This window comes from Synechococcus sp. H55.9 (assembly GCF_047462355.1).
Classification (GTDB): domain Bacteria; phylum Cyanobacteriota; class Cyanobacteriia; order Thermostichales; family Thermostichaceae; genus Thermostichus.
Map to the genome: position 1 here is coordinate 1 of NZ_JANSJB010000068.1, position 2,320 is coordinate 2,320.

Below are 2,320 nucleotides of genomic sequence, written 5' to 3' on the forward strand. Positions count from 1 at the left end.
GGGATCCTCTTTGGAGCCAGCACCCGCAACGCCGATCTGTCCAGGCAATTCCTGGCCCAAGTGCGGCAACAGGCAGAGGCGGAAGGGGCCAACTTCGAGCAGCGCCAGGAGCAAGGGGTGACTCTCTACGTGCAAACCAATGGGGAGCCGGGCGAACGGTGGGTGACTGCGGAGTTTGGCAACCGCTTCGTGGCCCTGGCCAACGATCCCAAGGTGATGGAGCAGGCAATTGCTGTCTATCGCGGCCAGGCGGAGCCCATTAGCCGCGCCGAAGCTTTCCAAGCTGCCGTGGGCGATCTCTACCAGAAGCCGGGCGCCCTGGCCTTTGCCTACTTCAACTTCCAGGCTTTGCAGGAGGATCCCGAGTCTTTCCGAGATTGGACGCGGGACTGGGATCCGGCAGAGCTGGGATCCCTGCAGCCGCTGCGCTCTTTGGCTATGGCTGCCCACTGGCGGGAGCAGGGCCTGCAGATGCGCCTACTCACCCAACTGGATCCCCAAACTCCCCTGCTGCGCAGGTGGCAGACTGCCCGGGGCGAGCTGATCCAGCGGCTGCCCGGCAGTGCCCTGGCGGTGATCACCACCCAGCAGGTTGCCCAACGCTGGCAGGCGGTTGTGTCGGAGCTGGAAGAGGATCCCCAGGCCAAAGAGTCCCTGGATGAACTGCGGGCCGAGTTCCGCACCAACACCCGCCTGGATCTGGATCGAGACCTGATGGCTTGGCTGGATGGGGAGATGGCCTTGCTGGTGGCGCCCGATGCCCAGGCCCACCCCCTCTTGCAAGGCATGGGGGCGGCTTTGATCATCGAGAGCAGCCAAAAAGACAAAGCCAACGCGGCCCTGGCCCAGTTGGATCGGCTGGCTCAGGAGTCGGGCGCGCGAGTAACGGAAGCCGATGGCCAGGTAACCTGGGCGGATCCCTTGTTTAACCGTCCGCTTCTAACCCGTGCCTGGGAAGGCAACTACCTGATGGTTACCACCAGCACGGCGGCGCTGCAAAGCCTTGCCCAGCGCCAGGGCAATCTGCTTCCTCAAACCGAGCCGCTGAAAACCCTCTACAACCAGTTGCCCAAGCCCAACTACGGCTACTTTTTGCTGAATTGGCGAGGCCTCCGCACGGTGCTGGAAGCCGCCTTGCCAGGTGGGCTGGCCAGCGTAGAGCCGGAAGCCCGCGAGCTGCTGACCCGCATCGATGGGGTGGGGATCACCAGCTACCCCGCCGGGGAGCACGCCTTTGGGCTGGAGCTGCTGGTTACCGTTCCGCCCAAGCCACAGCCGTAAGCCCCTTCTCCCCTCTCCCAGAGGGAGAGGGGCCGGGGGTGAGGGCTACAACCGGATCAGGCCGTAGGTGAGGGCGTAGCGCACCAGCTCGGTGCGGCTGCTGGTGCCCGTCTTGTTGAGGAGGCGGGTGACGTATTTTTCCACGTTGCGCACGCTGGTTTGCAGTTGTTTGGCAATTTCTTTGTTCATCAGACCTTCTGCCACCTTCTCCAACACCTGCTGTTCCCGCGGCGTCAGCTCCACCTTAATCGGTGGGGGCAAAGGAGTTGGGGTGAGGGGCTGAGAGGGACTGGTTGGGGGGAGAGTTCGCTCCGACAGCAGGGCGCGAATCGAGGCCAGCTCGCGGGCCACCACTTCCGAGGGGCTAGCCGCGCGCGAGCGCTCGATGAGATTGGAGACAATGGCCACCAGCTCTTCCGGATCGAAGGGCTTGGGCAAGTAGGCATCGACGCCGGCCCGGTAGCCCTGGATGCGGTCGGCAGTCATGCCTTTGGCGGTGAGGAACACCACCGGCAGATGGCTGTAGGGCTCGAGTTTTCGCACTTGCGCCAAAAATTGGTAGCCGTCCATGCCCGGCATCATGATGTCGGAGATGATCAGTTGCGGTTGGGCCGTGCCGAGAAGCTGCAGAGCCTGCTGGGCGTTGGCAGCCGGGATCACCTCAAAGCCGCTGTCTTCTAGGTAGGCTTGCACTGCCTCCCGCAGACCTGGCTCGTCATCTACCAACAAGATGCGGGCCAAGGCAGGTTCGGGTTTGGCTTGAGCGGAGGGGGCCATTGGGCAGCTCCTGGATAGCTTTCAAGATTTTGGCTGGGAGAAACACCCTTGCTCACACTTTCAAGCTCTACTGGGCCGTGGGCAATCTGAGGCGAAAACAAGAGCCTTGGGGGGAGCTGTCCACGCGAAGGTCTCCTCCCATCTGGGTGGCCAAGTCGCGGCTAATGGCCAACCCCAGCCCCTGTCCTGGCTTAGAAAGATCCGCCCGAAAGAAAGGGTCAAAGATCCGCTCCAGGTTCTCGGGGTGGATGCCGGGGCCATT

At 63.0% G+C, this 2,320-nt stretch carries 3 protein-coding genes; 1 reads left to right on the forward strand and 2 read right to left on the reverse strand.

Features of this window, described 5'->3' with window-relative positions:
- Window positions 1–1,281: DUF3352 domain-containing protein (locus tag NW857_RS09405; protein ID WP_414368775.1), on the forward strand; the 1,281-nt coding region annotated here is incomplete at its 5' end.
- 45 nt (window positions 1,282–1,326) lie between these two features.
- On the opposite strand, the gene NW857_RS09410 is transcribed toward NW857_RS09405, so the two are convergent.
- Together NW857_RS09410 and NW857_RS09415 are read right to left on the reverse strand one after the other, a co-directional pair.
- On the reverse strand, window positions 1,327–2,058 hold the full coding sequence (locus tag NW857_RS09410; RefSeq protein WP_414336233.1) for a response regulator: 732 nt from the start codon (window positions 2,056–2,058) through the stop codon (window positions 1,327–1,329).
- Window positions 2,059–2,125: 67 nt separating this feature from the next.
- Window positions 2,126–2,320: sensor histidine kinase (locus NW857_RS09415; protein ID WP_414336231.1), on the reverse strand; the 195-nt coding region annotated here is incomplete at its 5' end.

Excerpts from the sequence above, each read along its gene's own strand:
- NW857_RS09410 (WP_414336233.1), bottom strand. The coding sequence starts at position 2,058 with ATGGCCCCCTCCGCTCAAGCCAAACCCGAACCTGCCTTGGCCCGCATC.